Source organism: Pseudomonas sp. B21-019, assembly GCF_024749225.1.
Classification (GTDB): domain Bacteria; phylum Pseudomonadota; class Gammaproteobacteria; order Pseudomonadales; family Pseudomonadaceae; genus Aquipseudomonas.
In genome coordinates this window covers 4,466,882-4,492,608 of record NZ_CP087193.1, presented here as the reverse complement: position 1 = coordinate 4,492,608, position 25,727 = coordinate 4,466,882, and the positions used below count along the sequence as shown (strand labels likewise).

The following is a 25,727-nucleotide window of genomic DNA, read 5'->3' as shown; positions in this document are numbered from 1 at the left end:
CCGCGTTGCGTGTTTTGCGACTGCTGCGCAGTCTAGCGGGAGCAAGCTCCCTCGCCACAGGTTCTGGGCTAGCCAGACGCATTTATTACAACGGCAAATGCCGACTCAACAACGCTCGCAACGCTGCCGGCTTCACCGGTTTGGCCAGGTAATCCAGGCCCGCTGCATGCACCTGGGCCACGGTCTCCGGCCGTCCATCGGCGCTGATCACCACCCCCGGCACCGGCTCGCCCAATTGCGTGCGCAACCACGCCATCAAGTCGGTTCCGGTCTCGCCATCGTCCAGGTGGTAATCCACCAGCGCCAACTGCGGCCGCATCCCGTCGTTGAGCAGCGTCGCGCATTCATCACGGTTGCGCGCGGTCCAGACCTGGCAACCCCAGCGCGTGAGCAGGCTGTTCATGCCGATCAGAATGCTGTCCTCGTTATCGATGCACAGCACCTGCGCGCCGCCGAGCAAATGGCCATTGAGTTCGGCAACCTTGGCCGGCACCGCGGCTTGTGCCCGAGCCAATGGCACGCTGACACTGAATACACTGCCGCGTCCCGGCCAGGAGCGTACGCGCAAAGTGTGACCGAGCACGCGGCACAGTCCATCGGCAATCGCCAGTCCCAGGCCCAGGCCTTTCTCGGCCCGGGTCTGGTGGCTGTCGAGGCGTTTGAACTCTTCGAAAATCACCTGTTGTTTGTCTTTCGGAATACCCGGTCCACGGTCCCAGACCTCCAGGCACAGCTCGCCGTTGCGCCGCCGAACGCCGAGCAGCACGGGGCCTCTGGCGTAGCGGAAGGCATTGGTCAGGAAGTTCTGCAAGATCCGTCGCAGCAGTTTGATGTCGCTGTCGACCCGTAGCGTGCTGCCCCGGACGCGGAATTTCAGCCCCTGTTCCTGAGCAAGTGCCTTGAACTCGGCCCCCAGCGTGTCAAACAACTCATTGAGCACGAAGGGCTTGCGATCAGGGTTGATCTTGCCGCTTTCCAGGCGGGAAATATCCAGCAGATCACTGATCAGGTCTTCGGCCGAACGCAGTGAGCTGTCCAGGTGATGAACCAGCTTCTGCGCTTCGCTGGACAAACCCTCTTCCTGATGGGAGAGGGCGGCAGAGAACAGCCGCGCGGCGTTCAGCGGTTGCATCAAGTCATGGCTGACGGCGGCCAGGAAACGGGTTTTCGACTGGTTGGCCGATTCGGCGGTGCCCTTGGCTTCGGTCAGGGCAAGGTTGAGTTGCGACAGTTCGTGGGTCCGTTCGGCGACCCGCCGCTCAAGGCCTTCATTGGCTTCGGTCAGCGCCTGCTCGGCTTCGCGGAACGCGGTGATGTCGGTGAAGCTCATGACGAAACCGCCGCCGGGCATCGGGTTGCCGATCAGCTCGATCACTCGGCCATTGGGGAATAGTCGTTCGGAGGTGTGGGCGCGGCCCTGACGCATCCAGTGCAAGCGGCGGGCGACATGCACCTCAGCTTCGCCGGGGCCACACAGGCCGCGTTCGGCGTTGTAGCGAATGATGTCGGCAATCGGCCGGCCGACGCTGATCAAACCGTCGGGGTAGTTGAACAGCTCCAGGTAGCGCCGGTTCCAGGCCACCAGTTTCAGCGACTGGTCGATCACGCTGATGCCCTGGGTGATGTTCTCGATGGCGCCTTGCAGCAGGGCGCGGTTGAATTGCAGCACTTCCGAGGTTTCGTCGGCGATCCGTACGACGTCCTCCAGTTGCATTTCTCGACCTTCGATGGCTGCTTTTACCACCGCCCGAGTCGAAGAGGCACCGAGTACACCGGCCAGCAAGCGTTCGGTATGGGCGATCCATTCACCGTCGGCGTTCTGGTTCGGGTTGAAACCTTTGCCCTGGCGGTAGGCGAAACGGATGAAGCTCTGACGGGCCCGTTCTTCGCCGACAAACCGGGCAGCCAGTTGCAGCAAGTCGTCGATCTGTACCGCCAGCATCGAGCGGGCGCTGGGGCGGGGGCTGATTTCCTGGCCGATGAAACGACCGGCCTGCCAGTGCTCCGAAACCCGCGTGCGTGACAGCACCGAGACCCAGGCGAATAAGGTGAAGTTACCCGCCAGGGACAACACCACGCCTTGAGTCAGCGGCGTGATCGGCAGGTTCAGCGGGTTGCTTTGCAGCCAGGCCAGGCCCGGAAAACTGCTCAAGGGCAAGCCGAGGCTGTTGGCGGCAACCGGCAACACCAGGGTGTAGAACCAGAGGAATGTCCCGGTGGCCAGCCCGGCGAACACGCCACGGCGGTTAGCCTGTTTCCAGTACAGCGCGCCGAGCATGGCCGGGGCCAGTTGGGTCACGGCGGCGAATGCTATCTGGCCGATGGTCGCCAGGCTCGCGGTCGAGCCCAGCAGGCGATAGCTGACGTAGGCCAGCAGCAGAATGACCACGATGCTCACCCGGCGCACCGAAAGCATCCACTGGCGGAACACTTCGAATGGCCGTTCAGCGTTGTTGCGCCGCAGCAACCATGGCAGCAGCATGTCGTTGGAGAGCATGGTCGACAGCGCCACGCTGGCGACGATCACCATGCCGGTCGCCGCCGAAGCGCCGCCAATGAACGCCAGCATCGCCAGGGCAGGGTGAGATTGGGCCAGAGGCAGGCTGATAACGAATGAGTCCGGCAGCACCGAACTGGGCAGCAACATCTGACCGGCCAGTGCAATCGGCACCACAAACAGCGCCGCCAGCGCCAGATACGTCGGGAACACCCACTTGGCCAGGCGCAAATCCTGGGGGTCGATGTTTTCCACCACGGTCACATGGAACTGCCGGGGCAGGCAGATGATCGCCATCATCGCCACACCGGTCTGCACCACCATGGACGGCCAGTTGATGGTTTCCTTCCAGTACTCTTCCAGGCGCGGGGCGAGCATGGCCTGGTCGAACAGGTCGTCGAAACCGTCGTACAGGCCGTAGGTCACGAACGCGCCGACCGCGAGAAAAGCGAACAGCTTGACCAGCGATTCAAAGGCAATCGCCAGCACCATGCCGCGGTGGTGTTCCGTGGCGTCGAGGTTGCGGGTACCGAAAACGATGGTGAACAGCGCCAGCACCAAAGATACGATCAGCGCCGTGTCCTGCGCGCGCGTGCCCATGGCGTCGGCGCCGGCGCCGATCAACAGGTTCACGCCCAGCACGATGCCCTTGAGCTGCAAGGCGATGTAGGGCAGCACGCCGACCAGGCAAATCAGCGCGACGACTACCGCCAGGGACTGGGATTTACCGTAACGGGCGGCGATGAAGTCGGCGATGGAGGTGATGTTCTCCTGCTTGCTGATCATCACCATTTTTTGCAGGACCCACGGCGCGCACACCAGCAGCAAGATCGGCCCGAGGTAGATCGGCAGGAAGGACCAGAGTTGTTCGGCCGCCTGGCCCACGGCGCCAAAGAACGTCCAGCTGGTGCAATAAACCGCCAGCGACAGGCTGTACACCCAGGCACGCACCCGTGGCGGCAACGGCGTGCTGCGACGGTCGCCGTAAAAGGCGATGGCGAACAGGATGGCCATATAGGCCAGGGCGACAGTGGCGATCAGCCCGGTGGACAGCGACATGGTAACTCCAGACAAAAGACATCCGGGACTGTGCCCGATCCAGACAGTCTCGCATGACCGCCTGAGTTAGTCAGTGTCGACCAAGGTCGTGGCGTGGCGGGGTGTCGCAGGTTGGCAGTCAGTTGGATTGCTGGAGTCTTTTCGGGCCTCTTCGCGGGCAAGCCTCACTGACTCAACGCAATATCGATCAGCCGATGCAACTCTTCAACCTCCAGCGCCTGCGCCGCAAACAGGATGCGAAACACCGTCGGTGCCACCACCATATTGATCAGCCGGTCGACACTTGGCCGTGGTTGATCGGGATAGCGATCCAGAATCGTCTGCAACTGCCCGCCAATGATCGTCACGCAATAGCCCGGCGTGGCGCTGGATTGCACGTCGCGCATCATGTTGCGCCCGGGTTCGGAACTCATTTCATCCAGATACTGCTCGGCCCAAGCCCGCACGTCCCCGCGCAAGCTGCCGGTATTGGCCGGCTCACTGTCGGGGCGCATGCGGGCGAGGGCGACATCAGCCAGCAGTGCTGACAAATCACCCCAGCGCCGGTAAATAGTCGACGGCGTCACCCCGGCCCGGGCAGCAATCTGCGGCACAGTCACGCAGGCGCGGTCCTGCTCTTGGAGGAGCGTGCGGACAGCCGAATGAATCGACTCTTGAACCCTGGCACTTCTGCCACCAGGGCGTAAACCTTCTTTAATAGCCATGCGGCGGACCTTAACACAAAGAATTTGCTTTAAGCGCTGACCAGTAGCAGACTCCGCAAAAGCAAAAAATTAGCTTTTGCGGAGTGTGCTCATGTCTCTTCCAGCGACAAATCGTTCCAGCCTGTGGTTTCTGGCGATCACCTTACTCAGTTTTCTCGCCGCTTCCACCGCGCCGACCCCGTTGTATCACCTCTATCAGGAACACCTGCAATTCTCGGCTGCGATCCTGACCCTGATTTTCGGTGTCTACGCCCTCAGCTTGCTGGCGGCGCTGCTCACGGTCGGTTCGCTGTCGGATTATCTGGGGCGCAAACCGGTGATTTTTACCGCCGTGTTGCTGAATATGCTGGCGATGTTGCTGTTCATCAACGCCGACAGCGTCGCCTGGTTGATCGGAGCGCGGGTACTTCAGGGGTTTGCGACGGGAATGGCCACCGCCGTCTTGAGTGCGGCGCTGCTGGACACTGATCGCCAGCAAGGACCGATGGTCAACAGTGTTGCGCCGTTGCTGGGCATGGCGCTGGGGGCCATGGGTTGCGGATTATTGGCCGAGTTTGCGCCCCTGCCGCTGCAATTGACCTATTGGGTGTTGTTCGCGCTGTTTGTGATGCAAGCGCTGTACGTCTGGCGCCTGCCGGAAAGCGTCAGCCGACAACCGGGTGCCTGGGCCTCGCTGCGCCCGACCCTGCATGTGCCGATTCAGGCGCGGCGTATGTTGTGGCGCGTGCTGCCGATAGACCTCGCTGTGTGGGCGCTCGGTGGCTTTTTCGCCTCCCTGGCGCCGTCCCTGGTGCGGACAGCCACCGGGTCCACGTCGAACCTGATTGGCGGTGCGACGGTGGCCGTGTTGACGGTGACCGGCGCCTCGATGATCTACACCTTGCGCAATCGGCCGGCCGACAAGGTCTTGCTGCTGGGCGCGAGCTTGCTGCCCGCAGGCGTTGCGCTGATTTTGTTGGCGGTCCACAGCGCCAGCCTGCCATTGTTTTTCTTCGGCACGCTGGTGGCGGGCGGCGGTTTTGGTGCGGGTTTCCTGGGTGCCTTGCGCAGCCTCGTGCCGCTGGCCTTGCCCCATGAACGGGCCGGGTTGATGTCGGCGTTTTATGTGCTCAGTTATCTGGCGTTCTGCTTGCCGTCGTTGCTGGCCGGTAATCTGACCCGCACCTTTGGGCTGGTAGCGACCACCGACGGTTACGGCGCGATACTGATCATCCTGTCGCTCGCTGCGCTGATCGGCTTGCTTCGTGAGCGGCCCGTCAAAGCCTGTGGCGTCGATGTTCGATGACCGTTAGCCTAGGCACCGCCATTCATTTCGACGGACCGACCCATGAAGATCATCCGCAGCAAATCCTTCACCGGTGACCGCGCCTGGGCAGCGCTGGATATCGCCAACATGAACGGCATCACCACCCGTTTGCACTGGACCGATCAGCCGTATAAATGGCACGTCAACGATGGTCAGGAAGTGTTCGTGGTGCTCGACGGTCAGGTGCAGATGCGTTATCGCGAAGCAGGCCTCGAAAAGGAAACCCTGCTGGAGGTCGGCGATATTTTTTATGCCTCGGTGGGCACCGAACATGTGGCTCATCCGCAGGGCGTGGCGAGGATATTGGTGATCGAGACTGAGGGCAGCGTCTGATGCTATATCTGTAAAACAGATAACAGTTAGAGAAATTACCCGTTATATCGATATTCTATTCAGATCTATCATGAGCGCCTACCTCATTAGAGGACAGGAGTTCACCATGACCTGCACCCGTAGCGTTAAACCCGGTATCAAACCGCTCAGTCATCTGCAGCACCCAAGAGAAGCCATCCGCCAATTCACCCCGAACTGGTTCGCCGCGACCATGGGCACCGGGGTATTGGCACTCGCGCTCGCGCAACTGCCCCTCGCAATACCCGGCCTGCGTGAGTTGGCCGAAGGTTTGTGGCTGTTCAATATTGTTCTGTTTGCGTTGTTCACGGCCATGTATGCCGCGCGTTGGGTCATGTTCTTCGACGAGGCGCGGCGGATTTTCGGCCATTCCACGGTTTCGATGTTTTTCGGCACCATTCCCATGGGCCTGGCGACCATCATCAATGGCTTTCTGCTGTTCGGCCTGCCGCGTTGGGGCGACGGTGTGATTCATCTCGCCGAAGTGCTGTGGTGGCTGGACGTGGCGATGTCGCTGGCCTGCGGCGTGCTGATTCCCTACATGATGTTCACCCGTCAGGAGCACAGCATCGACCAGATGACCGCCGTTTGGCTGTTGCCGGTGGTGGCGGCGGAAGTGGCGGCTGCCAGCGGTGGCTTGCTGGCGCCGCACCTGGCCGATGCTCATTCCCAGTTGGTCGTGCTAATAACCAGCTACGTGCTCTGGGCTTTTTCCCTGCCGGTGGCGTTCAGCATTCTGACCATCCTGTTGCTGCGCATGGCGTTGCATAAATTGCCCCACGAAAACATGGCCGCCTCGAGCTGGCTGGCGCTTGGGCCGATTGGCACGGGTGCGCTGGGCATGTTGTTGATGGGCGCCGACGCACCGGCGATCTTTGCCGCCAACAGTCTGCCGGGGATCGGTGAAATAGCTGAGGGGCTTGGGTTAGTCGCCGGTATCACGCTGTGGGGCTTCGGGCTTTGGTGGATGCTGATAGCGCTGCTGATCACTGTGCGTTACTTGCGCGCCGGTATCCCGTTCAATCTCGGCTGGTGGGGGTTCACTTTCCCGCTGGGTGTCTATTCCCTGACTACGCTGAAACTGGCCAGCACCTTGAACCTGACGTTTTTCAGTGTCTTTGGTTGCGTGTTGGTGGCCATGCTGGCGGTGATGTGGCTGATTGTCGCCAAACGCACGGTACAGGGCGCGTGGAAGGGCGAATTGTTTGTCTCGCCGTGCATCGCAGGATTAAACAAATAACCGGCAAAGATTAGGTAATGTGTGTGGCCTGGATCGACGTTCGACATTCCAATAACAGTATCCACGCCGCTCTCTACCCAAAATCAGCTACCCAATATCAGGGACACATGGAAGATGAGTCACCCCTCGCAGTTCACCTTGCTTCGCACTCGGCGCTTCCTGCCTTTTTTTGTCACGCAGTCCCTTGGGGCCTTTAACGACAACATCTTCAAGCAGTCGCTGATCCTCGCCATTTTGTACAAGCTGACCATCGAGGGTGACCGTTCGATCTGGGTCAACCTGTGTGCGCTGCTGTTTATCCTGCCGTTCTTCCTGTTCTCGGCCCTGGCCGGTCAGTTCGGGGAGAAGTTCGCCAAGGACGCGCTGATTCGTCTGATCAAGATCGGGGAAATCGTCATCATGACGGTGGGCGCGGTCGGTTTCATGTTCGATCACCTGTCGCTGATGCTGTTGGCGCTGTTTGCCATGGGCACCCACTCGGCGCTGTTCGGGCCGGTGAAGTACTCGATCCTGCCGCAGGCCTTGCGCGAAGAAGAGCTGGTGGGTGGCAACGGCCTGGTGGAAATGGGCACCTTCCTGGCAATTCTCGCCGGGACGATTGGCGCCGGGATCATGATGTCTACCAGTAACTACGCGCCGGTGGTGTCCACGGCAATCATCGGCATCGCGGTGCTCGGTTACCTGGCCAGCCGCAACATTCCCCGGGCCGCGGCGGCATCGCCGCAAATGCGCCTGAACTGGAACATCTTCAGCCAGTCCTGGGCTACGTTGAAGCTGGGCCTGGGGCAGACCCCTGCGGTCTCGCGTTCGATCGTCGGCAACTCATGGTTCTGGTTTGTCGGGGCGATTTATCTGACGCAGATCCCGGCGTATGCCAAGGAATGGATGCACGGCGACGAGACCGTGGTGACGCTGATTCTTACAGTGTTCTCGGTCGGTATCGCACTGGGTTCGATGCTCTGCGAGAAACTCTCCGGGCGCAAAGTCGAAATCGGTCTGGTGCCGTTTGGCTCATTCGGTCTGACGGTATTTGGCCTGTTGCTGTGGTGGCATTCCGGTGGAATTCCGGACAGCGTTACCGGCCATGGCTGGATCGAAATCCTTGGGTTCGGTCACACCTGGCTGGTGTTGATCGACATCCTCGGGCTTGGAGTTTTCGGCGGTTTCTACATCGTGCCGCTGTATGCGCTGATCCAGTCCCGCACTGTCGAGAACGAACGGGCCCGAGTGATCGCCGCCAACAACATTCTCAACGCCCTGTTCATGGTGGTGTCGGCGATTGTGTCGATCGTCTTGCTGAGCATCGCCAAGCTGTCGATCCCGCAGCTGTTCCTGGTGGTGTCGTTGCTGAACATCGGCGTTAACGCCTACATCTTCAAAATCGTCCCCGAGTTCAGCATGCGTTTCATGATCTGGCTGCTCGGCCATTCCATGTACCGCGTCGAGCATCGCAACCTTGAACTGATTCCCGATGAGGGTGCCGCGCTGCTGGTTTGCAACCATGTGTCGTTCGTCGATGCGTTGTTGATTGGCGGCGCAGTGCGTCGGCCGATTCGCTTTGTGATGTATTACAAAATCTACAACCTGCCGGTGCTGAACTTCATCTTCCGCACGGCCGGGACGATTCCGATAGCCGGGCGCCAGGAAGACATTCAGATCTACGAAAAAGCCTTCACCCGCATCGCCCAGTATCTGAAGGATGGCGAGTTGGTGTGCATTTTCCCTGAAGGCAAGTTGACCGCCGATGGTGAGATCAACGAGTTCAAGGGCGGGCTGACGCGAATTCTCGAAGAAACGCCGGTGCCGGTGATTCCGCTGGCGTTGCAGGGGTTGTGGGGGAGTTTCTTCAGCCGCGATCCGAACAAGGGCTTGTTCCGTCGGTTGTGGTCGCGGGTGACCTTGGTGGCAGGGCCGGCGGTGGCGGTTGAAGTGGCGGAGCCAGCGAAGTTGCAGGCGTTGGTGGGGGATTTGCGTGGGGCCGTTAGATAGTTGGTAAGTGGGTGGGCGCCATCGCGGGCAAGCCCGCGATGGCGCCATAAGCCTAAGCGCTAACCTTGAGCCCGACCAGCCCGGTAATGATCAATGCCACACTGGCCAGCCGAAACAGCGCCATGGACTCACCAAACAGAATGATCCCGGCGATCACCGTGCCCACCGCACCCACGCCGGTCCAGATCGCATAGGCCGTGCCCAGCGGCAATTCCTTCATGGCAAGGCCCAGCAGGCCAAGGCTGATCGCCATGGCGGCAACGGTCAATGCGGTAGGGAGAGGGCGGCTGAAGCCGTCGGTGTATTTCAGGCCAACGGCCCAGCCGACTTCGAACAGGCCGGCGAAAAACAGAATGATCCAGGACATGGAAGACCTCCATCGATGGATGGGGTCGTCCCCGGATTAAGCACTCGATCGAGCCGCGAGGTCGTCCCCGCGTTGCGCAATAGAGTGCCCATCATTAACCCGAGGATCAAGTTTTCGGATCAGTCAGCCACCTGCTGAGCAGCGATTTTCCGATCCTCTTTCTCGCTCATGCGACGGAAATACGTCGAGAGCAGCGCCCCGGAAATGTTGTGCCAGACGCTGAACAGCGCGCTCGGCACCGCCGCCAGTGGCGAGAAGTGCGCACTGGCCAGCGCCGCACCCAGGCCGGAGTTCTGCATACCGACTTCCAGTGCCAGGGATTTGCGTTGGGCCAGCGGCAGGTTGAACAGGCGCCCGGTGAAGTAACCCAGCAAGTAGCCGAAGCTGTTGTGCAGCATCACCACGGCCATGATCAGCAGACCGGATTCGGCAATCTTCGCCTGGCTGGCAGCCACCACGGCCGTGACGATGATCACGATGCTCACCACCGACACCAGTGGCAACACTTCTACCGCGTGACGAACCCGATCACCGAGCACGCGTTGGGCAACCACGCCAAGTACGATCGGCAACAGCACTACTTGCAGGATCGACCAGAACAGCTCCATGAACGACACCGGCAACCAGGCCGAGGCCAGCAGCCAGATCAGCGCCGGTGTCAGCAATGGCGCGAGGAGGGTGGTGACGGCGGCAATGGCCACCGACAACGCCAGGTCGCCGCGAGCCAGCCAGGTCATCACGTTCGACGAAGTGCCACTCGGGCAGCAGCCGACCAGAATTACCCCGACGGCAATCTCTGGCGGCAGGTGGAATACCTGGCAGAGCAACCACGCCATGCCGGGCATGATCACGAAATGGGCGACCACGCCCAGGGCCACGCGCCACGGATGGCGAGCGACTTCGGCGAAGTCTTCGAGCTTGAGGGTCAGGCCCATGCCGAACATCACCAGCCCCAGCAGCGGCACGATTGCGCCTTTCAAGCCGATGAACCAGGCCGGCTGCAGAAACGCCACGATGGCGAAAATCAGTACCCAGTAAGCGAAGGTGTTGCCGACAAAACGACTCAATGCAGCGAGTGCGCGCATGGCCTGATCCTTGTTATGTGTTTAAAAGCGGGTAGGGCTTGGAACTTGGGTTGCCTGCAAAAAGATCGCAGCCTTCGGCAGCTCCTGCATTTGAAATGCGATCCTCTGTAGGAGCTGCCGAAGGCTGCGATCTTTTCTTACCAGGCGCCGCCGATCAAGGCCGGCGCCCTAAGGCAATCAGATACCCTGTGGGGTCTCTTCACCACCCAACGCATCAACCAGTGCCGGCAGGAAGTCGCCGAAGGTCAGCATCATCAGGGTGAAGCTGGCGTCCAGTTGGCCCAGAGCTTCGTCGCCACCGTCCTGTTCCGCCTGATCTTGCAGCAGGTCTTCGAACTTCAGGCGCTTGACCACCATTTTGTCGTCGAGCACGAACGACAGTTTGTCCTGCCAGGCCAGCGACAGTTGAGTGACCACTTTGCCGGTGCTCAGGTGCAGCTGGATTTCTTCGCTGGTCAGGTCCTGACGCTTGCAACGCACGATGCCGCCGTCTTCGTGGGTGTCGCGCAGTTCGCACTCGTCCAGCACAAAGAAATCGTCCGCAGCTTTCTGAGTGGTAACCCACTCGGTCATGGTCGCGGTCGGGGACATCTTCACTGTCAGCGGACGTACCGGCAGCGAGCCGATCACTTCACGCAGGGTGGACAGCAGGTCTTCGGCACGTTTCGGGCTGGCCGAGTTCACCAGGATCAGGCCCTGTTTCGGCGCGATGGCGGCGAAGGTCGACGAGCGACGGATAAAGGCGCGGGGCAGGAAGGCCTGGATGATTTCATCCTTGATCTGATCGCGCTCCTTTTTATAGACCTTGCGCATTTGTTCGGCTTCGATCTCTTCGACCTTTTCCTTCACTGCGTCACGCACGACGCTGCCCGGCAGAATGCGTTCTTCTTTACGGGCGGCGATCAGCAGGAAGTCTCCGCTGACGTGTACCAGCGGTGCGTCTTCGCCCTTGCCGAATGGCGCGACGAAACCGTAGGTGGTCAACTCCTGGCTTGCACATGGACGCGCCAGTTTGGTGGCCAGTGCAGTTTCCAACGCCTCGGCATCAAAAGGCAGATCTTGGGTCAGGCGATAGATAAGCAGGTTTTTGAACCACATGGGGTGAGTCTCTCCTTTATACAAAGGGGGGCATTATTGTCTTCGCCGGGTCATAGGCCAACCCTTCTCTAAGCCTTTGGAAGGCCTGAGAAAATTATTTAAAAAAGTGCTTGCCAGAGGTTGGGTCGCTCCGTAGAATGCGCGCCACACCGAAGCGAAGGGTGATTAGCTCAGCTGGGAGAGCGTCTGCCTTACAAGCAGAATGTCGGCGGTTCGATCCCGTCATCACCCACCATTCGTTTCAAGTGTTTAGCGCAGCGGTAGTTCAGTCGGTTAGAATACCGGCCTGTCACGCCGGGGGTCGCGGGTTCGAGTCCCGTCCGCTGCGCCATATTCGGTAACCTGGAACACTGAACGCCAGGTCACTACGGAAAAACCCGCTGATGCGGGTTTTTTTCTGTCTCAAGTTTGTACCTTGTTCAATCGGGTTGTGTCGTTTCACCGGTTTTCGGATTTTTTTGAAAAAAACTTCAATTAAATCAACACTTTACGAAAACTTGTGGCATAATGCGTCCCGTAACGAAGCGAAGGGTGATTAGCTCAGCTGGGAGAGCGTCTGCCTTACAAGCAGAATGTCGGCGGTTCGATCCCGTCATCACCCACCATTCGTTTCAAGCGTTTCGCGCAGCGGTAGTTCAGTCGGTTAGAATACCGGCCTGTCACGCCGGGGGTCGCGGGTTCGAGTCCCGTCCGCTGCGCCATATTCGGTATCTGGAACACTGAACGCCAGATCACCACAGAAAGCCCGCTTAATGCGGGCTTTTTGCTGTCTGGGATTTGGCTTTTTACCGGATTCACTGAATAAAGCGACCTGTTCCGGTCGCTTTTTTCGTTTCTGCCTTATTTATTGTTCGGCGTTGCGGCTGTGTCGATAGTCGCTGACGGCCTCGTACACCGCTTTGCGCAACCGGTTGATCCCACCAATCGGCCGATGGGCTTCAAGGCCGAACCATGGATTGAACGACAGGTTGTCGCATTGCAGGTTCAGCGCCGGGGTGTCGAAATCCTGGGCGGGCAGCTTGATCCTGGCCACGGTTTCAAAGGGCGCGTCTCGTTCACGCCACTCGATGCTGGTGTCTTCGATCGGCATGTATTGGCTCGGATCCTGGCGCTGGACCTGTAACACGAAGCAGGCCGGCACCCGATCAGTCGACAGCTGCTGGTTCAGCGCACTGCGCAGGAAGTTCGGCAGGTTTTGATTTTGCGTGGGCAGCGTGTAGGTCGGGCAGCTCTCCGGATCCGGTATTACCCGGAATTTGACGTTGGCCTCACCAAACTTGTACGGCGAAACCGAAAAGTAGGTGGTCTGGGTCGGGCTCGCCGGGGCAGGGGAGAGTGTCGCCAGCGCAATAAACAGATGACGAACCTGCCAGGTGCGCGGGTCCCAAGCCGGGAAGAACGCCATTATCGTTTTGCCGTCAGCCTGAGCGGCCACATTCTGACGATACTCGGCGACATCGCTGACAAAGAAGTTCGGATGGTTGAACATCACGAAATCCTGTTCGCTGCGCCCTTGTCGATCACTCAGCAACTGTTTACCCGGCACATTGAACAACTTGATCGCCATGCCCCGGGCATCGCGGATGCTGTCGAACTGCGGATAGGCATTGCCGTTGGACAGCCGCATCGTCGCTTGCCAGGTTTTGCCGGGTTCGCTGAACACGCCTTGGCGCAACGCCGTCGCCAGATCCGGCAGCACCTGAACCTCGGCCTTCACGCAGCCATGGGCCTTGGCGTGAGCGTCGCGCAGATAGCGAGTACTTTCGCGGTGTTGATCGACGATCCGTACCGCCGTCTGGATGATGTCCCGGGTCATCGCCGCTTCGCCGTCCGGAATCAGTTCTTCAGCCGATACCGGGCCGCGATGTTGCCAGGCGAGCCATGCCATGGTCAGCGCCCAGCCGAGGACCCCCAACCCCAGCAACCACAGCAGGGTTTTACCAAGGAAGGCACCCAGACGCAGCCAGAGCGTGATCAGCATGGGTCATTCCTTTTGACTGATGAGGTGGTCTGGCAATTGCGACTCCAGCGGGCCGCCCAACACTTTCAGGTATTCCAGCAGCGCCCAGCGTTCCTGCGGCTGCAGCAGACGACCGATCACGCCATTACCGCGCTCGCCGTCGCGGAATTCGTGGCCGCTGTTGTGATTGCCGGTAATACGCGTGTCGAACACAAAACCGTTGGTGAAGGCTTCGGTGCGATAGCCCAGGTGTTTGGGGTCGTATTCGAAGGTGCCCTTGTAGAACGTTGTTGCGCGTTCATCCTGGGGCGAGAGCAGTTGATAAATGCTCGGCACCGAACCGTTGTGCAGAAACGGCGGCGTGGCCCAGACGCCTGCCAGTGGTCGGGCTTTATAGCTGCGTAATTCCTGGACACCGATAGGCAGGCCGAAACCGTCCAGGTTCGGACGCTCCGCCGGTGTCACATTGGCAGCGCGATAGGCCTGGTTCCCCACGAAAGCAGTGACGTAGGCCAGCCCCTTGGCCACTGACAACTGGCTCAAATCCAACGGTTCCGTGGGTTTTGGATGCAGTTGCACGTCCAGTTGCGCAAGCTCTGCCGGATCCCACTTCAAGGCCGTCAGGTCGAAGCGATGGTCGGCAATATTGTTGGCGGCGCCGGGGTCTGTGCCAATCACCTCCACGGGCAGCAATTTCAGATGTTGCACCGGTCTGCCGTCGCTTTGGGTGACGCGGGGGACGTGGCACCCAGCGCAGTTTTCGGTGAATAGTGCGCGGCCTTTTGCGGCCAACGGCTTGTCGATGGTGCCCAGCAAGGCTTCCGGCCAGACGGGCGGCTTGAGTCGTTGCAGGGTTTGTTCGATCCGGTGCAGATTGCGCACCCGGACGCTGGACGGATAGCGGTCGTCGCCCTTGAGGGGCTGCCCGCTGGCGTCGAAGAAATTCAGCGTGGCGCCAACACCCAAGGCCTCGCCGATGTTGCGGGCCATCGGTTGCTGCGCCGAGCCGTTCCACTGCACCCAGTCGAAGGTCCACATGTCCCACAGTTGCGGGTAGTCCACCGGCGCGTTGGCCACGCGGTAGTTGGCGGGCGAAATGGCGTCGCCGAAGCTGGCGTTGGCAATGCGCCCGAAGGCGTCGGTACGGCCGGGGCCTTCTTCGGTGGGGTAGAGCCCGCGATGGGTATCGTTCCAGGCCACTTTCAAGAAGGTATCGAGTGAGCTTTTAAAGTCCTGGCGTAGCTGTTGATGCCGGGCGTCATAGTCCTGGCCCAGAACGTTGCGCGCGAAACGTTCGAATTTCCACGGGTTGTAGTAAGTCGAGGCAAGGCTGGCCACCAGTGCCTGGCCGAAGCTGCCGCCGCGCAGGGTCGGGACGCTGGACGGCAACACATGCTGGGCCGAGCCGCCGTCGATGCGCACGGCCTGGCCATTGAAGCGTAATTCGCCGGTGTGGCAGGCGGCGCAAGTGATGTCCAGAAACTCTTCCTGGCTGCCCGGATTCTGATGACGGGCGAAACCGACGGGCAGGTTGCCAGGGTTGTCTGGCGTGGCTTTCTGGCCTGGATCGATCAGAAAACCAAAGCGTGCGAGGTATTCGGGGGCGGCGAATCGTTTTTGCGAGAACGGCAGTTCCAGGGCGTTGAACCAGTCATAGCGCAAGCCTTTGACTTGGGTGCCTTGGGGCGTGAAGTAGTAGGCCTGGCGGTCTGCGGCGCTCCATTGCTCCAGGTAATGCACCTGTTGCGCCGGTGACCAGGCCGGTAATTTCGGGTTGGCGACGTAGTACAGCACCACGGCGAGGCCTAGCCCCAGCAGTGCTACGATCAGAATCAGCAAGCGGATTATGAGGCGCACGATAAACATCCTTGTCAATTTGTAGCTCTCTTATGCCTCAGCTGATGAAGTGCGGCAAGAGGCCATTACGCCAAGGGCTGTGGGAACCGGCGTCGGGGTCTGTGAGAGCCAGATGACAGAAGCTTCATCGTTCTAATCCCGAAATGCGTTTAAACACCTGAACTTATCGGAAGTTTCCTGCTCTCATGCCGGTAGCCATTGGTCGTGGCCGCCTGATAAGCTCGCGGCTTTACTCGATTGCCCTTTAGGCGCATGAACAAGGAAATAGCATGAAACAGCATCGGTTGGCGGCGGCGGTGGCCCTGGTTGGCCTGGTACTTGCGGGTTGTGATTCGCAGACCAGCGTAGAGCTGAAAACCCCGGCGCAAAAAGCTTCCTACGGCATTGGCCTGAACATGGGCAAAAGTCTGGCTCAGGAAGGCATGGATGATCTGGACTCCAAAGCCGTAGCCCAAGGCATCGAAGATGCCGTCGGCAAGAAAGAACAGAAACTGAAGGATGAGGAACTGGTTGAAGCCTTCGCAGCGCTGCAGAAGCGTGCCGAAGAGCGTTTGGCCAAGATGAGCGAAGAGTCGGCAGCCGCCGGCAAGAAATTCCTCGAAGAGAATGGCAAGAAAGCCGGTGTCGTCACCACGGCTTCCGGCCTGCAATACGAAGTGGTCAAGAAGGCCGATGGCGCACAGCCTAAGCCGACCGACGTAGTGACTGTTCACTACACCGGTAAACTGACCAACGGCACCGTTTTCGACAGCTCCGTCGAGCGCGGCAGCCCGATCGATCTGCCGGTCAGCGGTGTGATTCCGGGTTGGGTCGAAGGCCTGCAACTGATGCACGTTGGCGAGAAGTACAAACTGTACATCCCTAGCGACCTGGCTTACGGCGCCCAAAGCCCTAGCCCGGCGATTCCAGCCAACTCGGTGCTGGTATTCGACCTGGAGCTGCTGGCCATCAAGGATCCAGCCAAACAAGACGACGCCAAGTAATCCGCGTCTGCTCGAAAAAACAACGCCTCGCTTATGCGGGGCGTTGTTGCATCTGGGGTTTGGTGAAGGTAAACAAAGCGAACGGATGCGGTACGCTGGAGTCATAGCCAGTGAGAGTGCCCGAGCTAGACGGACCGGTGCGCCAAGTCAATGAAATCTTGGGTTTTTTTATGTGAGTAAAAAACGCCCGATCTGAGCAAGACCCTTGTGAAACGGGGCTTCCAGCGGTGAAATGCAGCTCTGTTCACAAGGTTATCCACAATTTGTGTGGATAACATTTCAGTGGGAGGAAAAGATGAAAATGCCCTGGAATTTCGCCCGCTTCCTGCCAATGGCCGGGCGCCTGCTCGCCCGTGGTCGTTTGCCGACCCTGCTGTTCGCGGTTGCCAGCAAAGGCGCGAGCCAAGGTAATCGTCTGGGCAAACTTAAGGACGATCTGCGCTTGTTACAGGCACTCTGCCTGGCCTACTGGCGTGGCGAGTACCGGGCCATCAGCCCGAAAGCGATGGTTTCGGTGGTGGCCGGCCTGATGTATTTCCTGAGCCCGGTGGATGCGATCCCGGATTTCATCCCGGTGTTCGGCATGCTCGACGACATTGCCGTGCTGGCCTGGTTGATGAAAGTCCTCGATGACGAACTCAACGCCTTCCGCGCCTGGCGCAAACATCAGGCGCCGGAAAAACTCGCGGTGGTTGAACGCCTGCCCGATACCCCGGAACAGCTGCAACTTCAGGGCCCGAAAAAAAACTGAACCGATTCAGGATCATCCATATTCATACCCCCCCGCGACCTTGGCCGCTGTTAGGATTACACTTCTAGGGAAAAGTGCCGACTCGCTACGTGTCGTTGTCCTACGGGGTAGTCATGGATATTCAGATAATTACACGCGAAGGCGAACCAGAATATGCGGTTCTGCCATGGGCTCAGTATCAGGCTCTACTGAAAGCAGCAGGCATCAACGAACAACCACCGCGCGAAGCCTCAGTGCGTCCCGCGGCCACATCAGACCAGACTCTTCCGGGTCTGGATCAACTACGCAGTTTGCGCGAAGGGAAGGGCATCGCCATTGAGGCGCTTGCCCGCACGGTAGGCATCAGCCCGTCATATCTCGCCTTGATCGAAAGCGGTGAGCGTCAACCTGACGCTGCTATTCGCCGCAGCCTCGCCTGGGAATTGACGGTGCCGGGATGGAGGGATGAATCGTGAGCGTACGCATCAGTCGTCAACATTGGGATGGATTGTTGGGGGAACTGGATCAGGCGCGCCGTCAGCGCCATCTTTTGACTTATCGGGCGTTGCTGGAGCGTTTGCAGCTACCCACGCCCGCCATGCAAACCCTGACCGCCGCCCTTGAACACCTGGCCGCGCTGGATGCCAAGGCCGAGCAGCCGCTGCGCAGCTCACTGGTAATCAGCCAGGGCGCCAGCCGCTTGCCGCGCACCGGCTTCTTCGAATGTGTCGAGCGCCTCGGGCGCTTCTCCGGACCGTCCGATGGCGTGGCTGCCGCGTCCTGGCATGCCTCGGAAGTGGTGCGGGTGTTCGAATACGAGTACCCCGAGTCGGCGGAAGCCTGAGTGTTTCTACGACTCAAGGCGCGGACCGGTTACTGGCTGGCCCGCCGTTTGTTCCACTGGTCGTGGTTTGTGCGCCAGCCACGAGGCTGGCGCTGGCTCGAAGGCCAGTTCGCGCGCATGGCGAACCTGGGCGACGTCGGCGCCCAGAGCTTCTACGGCCACATCCTGACCTTTCGCGGTGTCGGTCTTGGGGCTCGCGAGGAAGGCGTACGACTACTGCGCCTGGCTGCGTTGGCGGGGGATGGCAAGGCGGCGTATCAAGTGGGCGTGATCTGCCTCGCGGGGACGCCGAGCAAGGCGCCGGATCCGGTGGAAGCGGCGCGGTTTTGGCGTATTGCCTTGAAGGCCGGGCATCCGTTGGCTGAGATTAAGTTGAAAGGGTTGGCGAGTGGTGATGTTGAGCAGTGATTCGATGTTCTTCGATGAGCAAGCGTTGTGGGGGGATCCTAACGATGGTCAATTATAAATTCTATGGTGAGCTGCTTTCGGCTAATTGCAGCCCTTAGTAACAGCCAGCAATCGGCCATTTCCGCTACCGGCTAGTCTCACCCCAATATTTTTTTACTACAGCGAAGGGCTTGTACCTATATCTAAGTATGTCAAAGATTTTTTTGCCCGAGCACTAAGCTCGTCCCTCATCTAGCCCCCATTGCTAACTTCTGAATCGCGCGAACCATTTTTCTATAATCCAAGCGCTTCGTTAACCTTGTCAATGACGTTGTCCCCAATCACAAGCCTAAATGGCATGCCTGGTACGCTCAATATTTTGCTCGAAAGCGATACTTCGAGGATGTCCTGTGATACTTTAAATTCAAAGAGTTTTGCTTTATCTCCGACCAGTGATTGAGCCAAGATTTTGAGTTCATCACCTTGGGCATTAGAATGAAGTCCCGCCAAAATTGGCGCGACAACTGATAACAAGATATTGCGTATTGACTCACTCTCGTTAATTGGCAGTGTATCTGCTGCAAATACAATACATCTAGCAATGTCAGCGTAGTGATCTTGGATCTGCGCGGGCTCAAGTTGATCTATATATTCCATTTCTACTGCAGCTGCGCTTGGTTTTTCTTGCGATGTTAATTGATCGGAGGACTGATAATAAGACTCAATAGATCCCCGGCGTAGTACAAAACAATCTGCACTCTCTAACAAAACCAGTAGTGCCGACAGCCGGCTTTTCATACCTAACCAAACCTGCCTATTATCTAATGTAACCAACTGTGCATCTGAGTTAATAAATAACGTGCAAAATGCTGCACGTCGCTTCGCTTGCTTTTCATCTTCGGCAGAACGATTTATCCAATACGGGTGAGTCTCTGCCATAGATCTAAGCGCCGTCCACTCCACATCCACGAAATCGCAAAAATCCGAAAATATAGTTTTCGCCATCCTCAATGCAGTGGGAAAACCATTAATGCTGGCTCTAGCATCTGCGACGGTATTTTCGAAAAGCACATCTGATATCAATTCCATACCATCAGCGATAGCGTCTGCGTCTACTAGAATAACTGGTTGTTTCCCAAGCAATTGTAGCAGTTTTCTAGTAACTGGCATTTGCCCCTTACCGACTACTGGCAATAATTGCGAACCAGCAGCTTCCAAGTGCATATCCATTTTTGCAGCAATTGCTGTACAAATAATTACATCTGAGGGGCCTTCTACTAACAAGGGACGTTTACAAAATAAAGACAGCTTATGTTCTTGTCCAAGGCGGGCAACCAGTGCTTTTATTTTTTTTCCTTGTAGTTCATCAGTGGAGGGAGCTAACTGAATGGGGTTTTCTTTTACGTCATAACAAAACACCAAATTAGATAAGTCACTTGGTTTAGTGATATGAAGCATTTCCGTGGAATGGGTTGCTATCACGACAAGTTTTTTGGTGGGGCCTTCTTGCGGTAACCCCGCGACTAATCTAATTTCCTTTGCTAGAAAGGCCTGCAATTGTGGATGGAGAGAAACCTCTGGCTCATCGATGAGCAATGATCCTACCTCATCATCATAAAGCGCTGTAAGTATCCCAATAAGATGTAACAATCCTGACGCTTCCCGGCCAGAAGAGTATGGTTTTGCGCCAGCTTCAAGCCTGGCAAATCTAACATTTAAATTGCCACCATCCCAATCGACAATCAAATCACGACGAAAAAGTTTTTTAAGTCGCTCTTGTATTTTTACTTGAATATCTGGCCGCTGTGAAAGTGTTTGAAAATCACCATTCAACGTTTCATTGATGTGGCGTCTTTCTATATCGCTCTTACTTCCAAAATTTGCTTGGTCATACATGATGCTATTTGTGCGGTGGCCGTCGTAATTAGAGCGATAAGTCTCAATGCTTCCTATTCGGCCGGCAGATATAAAGCGGACCTTTCGATCTGCTGAGTATTTAGCGATATCTCCAATCAACCCGCGGAGCAATTGAGTTTTACCTGATCCATTTGCTCCCAAAATCACAGTTAGGCCACTGTTTAGCGTAATCATTCTTTTATAAGTTTCACTATAGCCAGGAATTGTAGCATTTACCGATAATGGAAAAGTCACAGGATATCCTTTCAGAGTGGTCAGATGATTTAGTGTAGAAACGGGGACAGATCTATTTCTTTACGCGATCATATAAATAAATCCGTCCTGTTTGTTTCTCAGGCAACGTCCGTAACTCTCAGCTTTCGATGTACTCAGTGCGTTTTCACACAGCCTGGACCCACAGCGGACGGTGGCGCGTCTAGCAAACCTGGGGGATTCACCGCGCAAGGTTATCTCAGATGAATTCGTGATCAACCTGTAATCCACCCTAGGCACCATTGTGATTCGCCGTGCTGCATCTCGGCGTCCATCATGAACAGCCAGTCTTTGCTGATTGGCATTCCTGCACGGTTGCTAGAATTGACCCTGACCTTGTATGAGGCTGATGGAACCCCTTTTACGACCTGCGGCTTCAAATCCCATGCCGGTAGAATTTCGTAGCTCCTCACTGCGAAGAGATCAGCAGCAAGAATCCTGTTGGCTTTGCAGAACCTCACACTCAATGCACCGCCGCGCACCGCATCATCTAAAAACTCTTCAAGCGCCACCTTTGCTTCCTTTTGGGGAAGGGAAATACCATTCGTGGCAGGTGCTACTGGTGCGGGAGCAGCCTGTGTTGCTACTACGGCTTTCGATGCAACTGGTGCGGTTGGCACAGTCGCAATATCATTCGGCGTAGTCAATTTCGCCTTGGAAAGCTGTGTAGGTTTTAGGTCATTGCAATTGTTGAACAGCGCATCGCATTTGTAAGTATTAGCTGCTGCTAGCGTGTAATAGGTTTTTGCAGCATCTGGATAGCCAAGCTTTTCTGCTGACTGGGCGAGATAGTAGTAGGTAAGGTCGGAGCCATAGCCAATTTCCATCACTTTGTCAGCTAACATTTTCCAGCTTTTCAGCTCGTAGAAAGCAGCGGCTTCTTTCCGATTCGCACCCCAGCGGCCTGAACACATAATTTCGCATTCCAGGCGAACCATGCCAGTTTCAAAATGCTCTTGCGTGTTAGCGCTTGAGGTTCCGCCTGTGTTCGTAGGGCCAGCCGCAGAGCACCCCGCAAGGACGAGAGCGGTCAAAATCAGTGCTTCCTTACGCATTTTTTCCTCCTATTTCCTGTCGCGGCGGTATGTCGGATAACGCTCCTTTTCATCCTATAAACCTTTGTTATTCCACACGGTGCTCACTGGGGACGCGACACCGTTCGAGGAGAAATACGACATGGACGACAAGCCCAGGCTGCTCAAATCGATTCGGCAGCAGACCAAGCTTAGCTACTAATTTGCCATTAGCTTGTCCACCGACCGCTTTTGGCCGATTGCTGCCTGTCGCGGAGGGCAGCAATCGACCCAATGCAGCCCTTCTTTTTCATTGTGTCTGTAACTGTCGGCTCTCGACAGGCCCGGCGCATCGGGCTTGCATTGAACTACTTGCGCTTCAATTGCTGCTGGGACTGTTTCACTCGAAAGGTTAGGTCAGGACTTAGGATGCGGCTGAGCGATTCTTTCCCTGCGTACACGGATTAAAAATCTGGCGAATACTCTCGCTGGTTCCTACATAGGTTTTGGTACCTGGTGCCGCCACAGCCGAGTAATTCTTGCGATCGGTGACCTGAATAAAATTTCCTTGCGCAGCCGTGAAGCTCTCAGTGTTTGGCGGCACTGGCACGCTCAGGAACTGGGCTTTCTTGTCGAGGGCCAAGGCACCTCCCACGGTAATTGGCGCCAGCATGGCGGCCCAACGTTCACTGAATAGGTAGAAGGTATCGGCTGCGGTTCTGCCACTTTGCAGGTGGGCACACTGCACATCGCTGGCGTTGATGACTTCAGCTTGCTGGTAGATGCCGCCCTTATAGAAGGCCAGCACTAGCTTGCTCTTGGTCAGCACACCCATGCCTTGCTTGGGTCTGCACACTTGCAAATCACCATAGGGAGATAAGCACTAGTTGGTTTCGGTGATAGTGACGATTTCGTCTGCGCTGAGCTTCAGATCGCGTTCAATATTGGCGCGGGCTTCCGGGGTTTCGTAAGGGATTGCGCATGCGCTCAATAGAGCTGCGAGGGTAAGGGCGATTCATTATACAGATCGCGCTGAGTTTAAAGAGCTGTTGGAAAATCTGCTAAAACTCGTCGTTTGAATTTCTCGACAGTTAGCGCGCGACTGAGATCCATTTTGGGTCAGACGCCGCGTCGTGCGCTGGCGTCCAAAAAGCAGCTATCGTGAGAGTCCGCTTTTGGCCGATTCTGTTGAAAAAGTCGGCCATGGTTTCCACGGTAGAAAAATACGCGCGTGAGATTAAAATCTTTGCATTGAACAGAGGAATTCCAGGCTCAGATTTCGCATAGCGGCGCGCAAAAAAGGCATTTTCGGCGGTCAGTATGCAAGCGGTCTGGAAGAACCGACTTTTTCAACAGAATCGGCCGAAAGCGGACGTTCAATGGTGTCTGTCTAAGCAGAAGCGATTCATTGTTTATCTGCGCTCAATCAAAATCTGGATCGCTCTCATAGCTATCAACGTTAGCTTGGTCTATAGCTGATTGAGACATCCTCACACCCACCTCAATGTTGGCCCAATCCTTTACGCTCTTCGCTACCCCGTGATAACCGGGGAAGAGTGTCGACCCATCAACCCCAAGTTTTGAACAAAGCAGTAACAAAGTGGGGGCTTCGAATAACGGTAATGTAATTTTGAATAGCGCGCTTACGGTATTGCCTACCCCGTAAATCTCCTGAACGTCTTCTAGTGCTTCTGGCTGATAGTAGTCTGTGAAGCCTGGTTCTCTGACATTGTGCGTAGTGAACAATCCAGACTGAGCAGCTTGGTTTCTACTTGTGCCGCCCGGCGTTCTAATGATTGACACCGTTTCCCAGTGGTTCGAATGCGTGGTATCCAATGCCCAAATGACTATTCTTGGCATCTTGCTACTGTCTACTTCGAAATTTGCAGAAGAAGCTGCGAAGTAACAGGCGACAAAGCTTCTTTCAGTCCAGTCTAGCAACCGAGTGGGTACATCGTAATGCTGGGCGACAGCCATGATTTCGTACATCTCCGGTTGAGGCCACAATCTATGTGCACTCAAGAAGGAATCTCGTTCATGGGCAAGCTTTCGTTTGATTTCCTTTGTGTATCCCGGCACAACAAGACCCGACCGATCACATCCGTCCAAGAATCTGCTGATAACTTCTAGTTCGTAGTGAATCTGACTAGAAACGGTGTCTGCAAATGCCTTTCGAGGCGAGCCATGCCCAAACGATCCCTCACCTCTACGGAAAATAGACGGTGTGAGTTTATAATTATCACTTGGCTGCCCCCTGAAGATATGTTGCCCAGAATCCCAAATGGGATTTAGGGGAGAAACGAAGCTCAGCAGCTCTTCTGCTGTTTCAAAGGGAATCTCAGTTGGGCTTGCCATCGTTCCTTGTCCCCAGCTCCGTTAGAAATGTCTCAGTGTACTGACCGCCGATCAAGAGCAGTAACCTTCTAGGAAGCGCTATGAGGTGTTTTGAGCATGGGCTGCATCGTAGCTCCTACCGCCGCTACTGCGCATGCGAGAAGCGCAAGAGGCCAATTCATACGTTTGTGTTTAGCAGGACATTGTTGACTAGATCGGTGATCTGATCTTCCGCCTGGATCGATGAGAAAACTGCTGACGAGGGATGGGCTGCAGAGTTTCGCCGGTCAAGTCGACTGGTAAGGATTTTACAGACAGTGGCGTCAAAAATTCGAGCGCCGCGGCAGATCTCGATGACGTTAGATTCCTTATAATCCTCGAAATCAGTTCGCTTGGTTAGCTCAGGCATCTTTGGAAAAACTTTGATACGTTGGGTATTAAACACAATAAGATGTACACCGAAAATTTGGTCGCAAACGTGCGAGTACGCAAGGTTCCACGCCATGATAGTTGCCGCACGATATGCGCCACTGTTAAAGCAAGCGATAGTTTCGTTCAGGAACGACTTCTTTGAGATATCCGTCACATGAGGGATCAGGCCGGACAGCAATGAGCTAGTCTGCACTCCTACAGGTCTAGCCAAGATGTTGCCGAGTTTTACGCGAATCGGCGAGGCCAAACGATAGCCCTGCGCATCTTTCAAAAGGTGTGCGGGTTTTTTGTCGCACAGCTGCCTCAGCAGATTACGGATGTTGCTCGGTTTCTGGCAGTGTGTTTCTTCGAAACATTGAGCGATATCGCTCACCGCGAATTTCGCCTTACCGTCAATTTCATGCAGGTACCAACCAAAAATTTCGATCTTGGAAATAAATGTCCTACTGTCGAAGTTCGGAATGCTCTGCGTGAAGTTAACAATACTCGTCACGCTCCACGTCCCATTTTTGTCGCTACCCATCCCTCACCTATGTGATTAATAGAGTAATGGCCTCTTTCTACTCCCTTACTGAAGCGTCCGTCACGGGTGGCAGCAAGCTCGCGCATCGGTTGAACGGCTTTTGCGGGCAGCGCCCAGCTTTGTGACCGGTATGCCGTGTAGATGTGGTCGATGCTAACCTCATGCACGTCCTTATGTATCTTCAGCCAATACGCCGCGCAAAGGTATTTCTGCATGTCATTTTTGGGGTCCCGATCAGCTACGAAGTCAGTGAACGTCGGATTTACATCGTCGAAACGTATTGCAACGAGGTTGGGGGCAACAGGCTTTGAGGGTTTCCTAGGCTTCCGAGTAATAATCGGAGCTGACGTCTCCAAGGGTGGTGCATCGTCCAAATATTCGAAGTCGTCTAGTTCCTCGTCAGCAATTGATTCTCCGTTATGCAAAGGCGCGCCAGGCTTGTTGGATTCGATTCGCGCAGTTGATCGGGGCGGCGGTGCGAGGTTTGGTCGCGATAGTGCCGCAGCGATGCTTTTGAGGCTTTCCTGTAATGAAAGATCACTCCCCTCCATCTCAAACTCGATTATTCGAACTTTTACCTTGCCGTTTTGCCCTTCTGTCCTCGGAGGAAGCTTCGCCATTTAGTTGCCCCTGACTTAGTAGACATATCCCAGTATTAAAAATGACGCTCATAACGAGGTGAGTCGATCCTAGCTTAGTACATGCTTTGAGTGTCCGCTTTTGGCCGATTTCTGCCTGTCGCCACCGGCAGCTATAGGTCGAAACGGGCCAACCCCCGGTGGAGAAATCAAGCCAGGCT

General features: G+C 56.6%; 22 protein-coding genes and 4 tRNA genes. 13 read left to right on the top strand and 13 right to left on the bottom strand.

Annotation, left to right across the window (positions count from 1 at the left end):
- Positions 1-85 precede the first annotated feature (85 nt).
- Together LOY36_RS19880 and LOY36_RS19875 are read right to left on the bottom strand one after the other, a co-directional pair.
- Positions 86-3,556: a PAS domain-containing hybrid sensor histidine kinase/response regulator gene (locus LOY36_RS19880; RefSeq protein ID WP_258670386.1), complete on the bottom strand. Its 3,471-nt coding sequence runs from the start codon at positions 3,554-3,556 to the stop codon at positions 86-88.
- A gap of 164 nt (positions 3,557-3,720) precedes the next feature.
- A complete protein-coding gene (locus tag LOY36_RS19875) occupies positions 3,721-4,260 on the bottom strand; it encodes a TetR/AcrR family transcriptional regulator (protein ID WP_258670384.1) in 540 nt (179 codons plus the stop codon).
- A gap of 91 nt (positions 4,261-4,351) precedes the next feature.
- On the opposite strand from LOY36_RS19875, the gene LOY36_RS19870 reads away from it, so the two are divergent.
- From LOY36_RS19870 to LOY36_RS19855, 4 genes are all read left to right on the top strand, one after another.
- Positions 4,352-5,545: an MFS transporter gene (locus LOY36_RS19870; protein ID WP_258670382.1), complete on the top strand. Its 1,194-nt coding sequence runs from the start codon at positions 4,352-4,354 to the stop codon at positions 5,543-5,545.
- 42 nt (positions 5,546-5,587) lie between these two features.
- Entirely contained in the window at positions 5,588-5,899 is a 312-nt protein-coding gene (locus LOY36_RS19865) for a cupin (protein ID WP_007936125.1), read from the top strand.
- Between the two features lie 106 nt (positions 5,900-6,005).
- A complete protein-coding gene (locus LOY36_RS19860) occupies positions 6,006-7,157 on the top strand; it encodes a TDT family transporter (protein ID WP_258670379.1) in 1,152 nt (383 codons plus the stop codon).
- Positions 7,158-7,271: 114 nt separating this feature from the next.
- Positions 7,272-9,146, top strand: coding sequence for an MFS transporter (locus LOY36_RS19855; RefSeq protein WP_258670376.1), 1,875 nt, complete (start codon positions 7,272-7,274; stop codon positions 9,144-9,146).
- Between the two features lie 52 nt (positions 9,147-9,198).
- Here LOY36_RS19855 and sugE read toward each other — a convergent pair whose 3' ends face one another.
- The 3 genes from sugE to rdgC form a co-directional block, all read right to left on the bottom strand.
- Positions 9,199-9,513, bottom strand: a complete 315-nt coding sequence (gene sugE, locus LOY36_RS19850) for a quaternary ammonium compound efflux SMR transporter SugE (RefSeq protein ID WP_018925158.1) — start codon at positions 9,511-9,513, stop codon at positions 9,199-9,201.
- Between the two features lie 119 nt (positions 9,514-9,632).
- Positions 9,633-10,598, bottom strand: a complete 966-nt coding sequence (locus tag LOY36_RS19845; protein ID WP_018925159.1) for a bile acid:sodium symporter family protein — start codon at positions 10,596-10,598, stop codon at positions 9,633-9,635.
- A gap of 177 nt (positions 10,599-10,775) precedes the next feature.
- Entirely contained in the window at positions 10,776-11,696 is a 921-nt protein-coding gene (gene rdgC, locus LOY36_RS19840; RefSeq protein ID WP_258670374.1) for a recombination-associated protein RdgC, read from the bottom strand.
- A 159-nt stretch (positions 11,697-11,855) separates the two neighbouring features.
- Between rdgC and LOY36_RS19835 the strand changes: the two genes are divergently transcribed.
- The 4 genes from LOY36_RS19835 (at position 11,856) to LOY36_RS19820 (ending at position 12,397) form a co-directional block, all read left to right on the top strand.
- Positions 11,856-11,931 (top strand) — tRNA-Val (locus LOY36_RS19835).
- Between the two features lie 19 nt (positions 11,932-11,950).
- Positions 11,951-12,027, top strand: a tRNA-Asp gene (locus LOY36_RS19830).
- 198 nt (positions 12,028-12,225) lie between these two features.
- Positions 12,226-12,301: transfer RNA gene (locus LOY36_RS19825), tRNA-Val, on the top strand.
- A 19-nt stretch (positions 12,302-12,320) separates the two neighbouring features.
- A tRNA-Asp gene (locus LOY36_RS19820) sits at positions 12,321-12,397 on the top strand.
- A 143-nt stretch (positions 12,398-12,540) separates the two neighbouring features.
- Here LOY36_RS19820 and LOY36_RS19815 read toward each other — a convergent pair.
- Positions 12,541-13,677, bottom strand: coding sequence for a catalase family protein (locus tag LOY36_RS19815; protein WP_258670371.1), 1,137 nt, complete (start codon positions 13,675-13,677; stop codon positions 12,541-12,543).
- Positions 13,678-13,680: 3 nt separating this feature from the next.
- The gene (locus LOY36_RS19810; protein WP_258670370.1) at positions 13,681-15,513 is read right to left on the bottom strand and encodes a cytochrome c; all 1,833 of its coding nucleotides are present in this window, start codon (positions 15,511-15,513) and stop codon (positions 13,681-13,683) included.
- Positions 15,514-15,782: 269 nt separating this feature from the next.
- Between LOY36_RS19810 and LOY36_RS19805 the strand changes: the two genes are divergently transcribed.
- The 5 genes from LOY36_RS19805 (at position 15,783) to LOY36_RS19785 (ending at position 18,478) form a co-directional block, all read left to right on the top strand.
- Positions 15,783-16,496 carry an FKBP-type peptidyl-prolyl cis-trans isomerase gene (locus LOY36_RS19805; protein WP_019648192.1) on the top strand — a complete coding sequence of 238 codons (714 nt, stop codon included), beginning with the start codon at positions 15,783-15,785 and terminating at the stop codon, positions 16,494-16,496.
- Between the two features lie 295 nt (positions 16,497-16,791).
- The gene (locus tag LOY36_RS19800; RefSeq protein WP_019579662.1) at positions 16,792-17,247 is read left to right on the top strand and encodes a YkvA family protein; all 456 of its coding nucleotides are present in this window, start codon (positions 16,792-16,794) and stop codon (positions 17,245-17,247) included.
- Positions 17,248-17,360: 113 nt separating this feature from the next.
- Positions 17,361-17,702: a helix-turn-helix domain-containing protein gene (locus LOY36_RS19795; protein WP_019648193.1), complete on the top strand. Its 342-nt coding sequence runs from the start codon at positions 17,361-17,363 to the stop codon at positions 17,700-17,702.
- The gene (locus tag LOY36_RS19790; RefSeq protein ID WP_003223109.1) at positions 17,699-18,070 is read left to right on the top strand and encodes a hypothetical protein; all 372 of its coding nucleotides are present in this window, start codon (positions 17,699-17,701) and stop codon (positions 18,068-18,070) included. Before LOY36_RS19795 ends, LOY36_RS19790 begins: the two co-directional genes overlap by 4 nt.
- Positions 18,071-18,478, top strand: coding sequence for a sel1 repeat family protein (locus tag LOY36_RS19785; RefSeq protein ID WP_258670365.1), 408 nt, complete (start codon positions 18,071-18,073; stop codon positions 18,476-18,478).
- Between the two features lie 273 nt (positions 18,479-18,751).
- Here LOY36_RS19785 and LOY36_RS19780 read toward each other — a convergent pair whose 3' ends face one another.
- The 6 genes from LOY36_RS19780 to LOY36_RS19755 all read right to left on the bottom strand — a co-directional run bounded on the left by LOY36_RS19780 (position 18,752) and on the right by LOY36_RS19755 (position 25,548).
- Positions 18,752-20,608: an ATP-dependent endonuclease gene (locus tag LOY36_RS19780; protein WP_258670363.1), complete on the bottom strand. Its 1,857-nt coding sequence runs from the start codon at positions 20,606-20,608 to the stop codon at positions 18,752-18,754.
- 233 nt (positions 20,609-20,841) lie between these two features.
- Entirely contained in the window at positions 20,842-21,681 is an 840-nt protein-coding gene (locus tag LOY36_RS19775; RefSeq protein ID WP_258670361.1) for a hypothetical protein, read from the bottom strand.
- Positions 21,682-22,063: 382 nt separating this feature from the next.
- Complete coding sequence (locus LOY36_RS19770) at positions 22,064-22,474, bottom strand: hypothetical protein (protein WP_258670359.1); 411 nt, start codon at positions 22,472-22,474, stop codon at positions 22,064-22,066.
- Positions 22,475-23,061: 587 nt separating this feature from the next.
- The gene (locus LOY36_RS19765) at positions 23,062-23,994 is read right to left on the bottom strand and encodes an FRG domain-containing protein (protein ID WP_258670356.1); all 933 of its coding nucleotides are present in this window, start codon (positions 23,992-23,994) and stop codon (positions 23,062-23,064) included.
- 157 nt (positions 23,995-24,151) lie between these two features.
- Positions 24,152-24,928, bottom strand: a complete 777-nt coding sequence (locus tag LOY36_RS19760; RefSeq protein WP_258670353.1) for a hypothetical protein — start codon at positions 24,926-24,928, stop codon at positions 24,152-24,154.
- Entirely contained in the window at positions 24,895-25,548 is a 654-nt protein-coding gene (locus LOY36_RS19755) for a hypothetical protein (RefSeq protein WP_258670350.1), read from the bottom strand. The genes LOY36_RS19760 and LOY36_RS19755 overlap by 34 nt, the downstream gene beginning before the upstream one ends.
- Positions 25,549-25,727 lie beyond the last annotated feature (179 nt).